Here is a 1,176-nt window from a genome sequence, read left to right as displayed (position 1 = left end):
CCTACCCAAAGGGGATCAAGGTCAGCGATGAGGAGATGGCCGGCCTGAACATCAAAGGTGACCAGTTCCATCCCGAGTGGAATTATACCGTCTCACCCAGGCTGCCGCCCTAGCGCGGTAATTGTTGGGCGTTGCCTAACGCCGAAGGGCGAGGAATTGATGGATTACGTTGAGCGGCTGCTACGGTTGGTCGAGGAAATCCAGGAGCGGGTGGCGGCGCCGGAGACAATCTCCGGCGTGGTGCGGATCGGGGTAACAGAGGTCGTCGCCCAGACCTGGCTACCGCAACTGGTCGAGGTGCTTCATCGGCGCTTTCCGAATGTGAAGGCCAAGTTTAATGTTGCCCTGACGCAGGAGGTGATGGAGAAGCTTCATGCCGGTGCAGTCGATCTTGTGCTGGCGCCGGGACGGTCGTTTGAGACCGGAGTGCAGGTGCAATCTCTGGGCACCGTCGCGTTTGAATGGATGGCAAGTCCGATTCTCAACCTGCCGCCGGGGGCCCTCGGACCAAAGGAACTGCAAGCGCAAAGGATCATCGTATTGTCACGGGAATCGTTTCACTACCGTTCAATCGAAGCGTGGTTCCAGGCAAACAAAATTATCTACCGACCGAGTGACGAGTGCAACAGCATGAGTGTTGTTGCACTGCTAACGGCGTCCGGCGTTGGGATCAGCCTGCTGCCGCCGATCTGCTATCAGGCAGAGATCACTGCGGGTGCGCTACAGGTACTAGAGACTGCACCGGCGCAACGGCCAGTCGAATTCTTTGTCATCACGATTCCACAGAAGTTCGATTCGCTGACCCGAATCGTCGTCGATCTTGCCGTCGAGATCAGCACTTTTCTAAAGACTTAGAGCATGATCGTTTGAGGACGATCATGCTCTAACCTGAGCTTCCTTCTTTTGAATTGCACAGCCCATTGATCCGAAACGATAATTTGTGATCGGGCGGGGTGGTTACTGGGTACAGCGGATGGCGAGAAGGTCGAGCGCCTTTTGCTGGATGGGTGTTGGCCTTGCGGTGATGGTGATCGGGAGGTTTGGCGAGATTGCGGTGGTGACGGTGTTGCGCGTCAGTGTCGCGAGGTCTGCGATCAGGCTGTGGAAGCTGTGGACCGGCAAGCCATCGTCGGTCTGTTTGGTGGTCTGTTTGCGGAGTGCTGCTGGGGACCGCTC

At 57.1% G+C, this 1,176-nt stretch carries 2 protein-coding genes and 1 pseudogene; 2 read left to right on the top strand and 1 reads right to left on the bottom strand.

Features of this window, described 5'->3' with window-relative positions; genetic code table 11:
• Together AiwAL_RS20260 and AiwAL_RS20255 are read left to right on the top strand one after the other, a co-directional pair.
• The coding region (locus AiwAL_RS20260; protein ID WP_262313502.1) for an ISAzo13-like element transposase-related protein at window positions 1-113 on the top strand (113 nt) is incomplete at its 5' end.
• A 46-nt stretch (window positions 114-159) separates the two neighbouring features.
• Window positions 160-855, top strand: coding sequence for a substrate-binding domain-containing protein (locus AiwAL_RS20255; RefSeq protein ID WP_262313501.1), 696 nt, complete (start codon window positions 160-162; stop codon window positions 853-855).
• Window positions 856-957: 102 nt separating this feature from the next.
• Here the strand turns inward: AiwAL_RS20255 and AiwAL_RS20250 are convergent.
• Window positions 958-1,176, bottom strand: a pseudogene (locus tag AiwAL_RS20250) (IS1634 family transposase); the annotation flags it as partial.

The organism is Acidiphilium sp. AL (assembly GCF_025499445.1).
Lineage (GTDB): Bacteria > Pseudomonadota > Alphaproteobacteria > Acetobacterales > Acetobacteraceae > Acidiphilium > Acidiphilium iwatense.
Note: the sequence above shows the minus strand (reverse complement) of the source record. Positions and strands in the feature narration are given on the sequence as shown.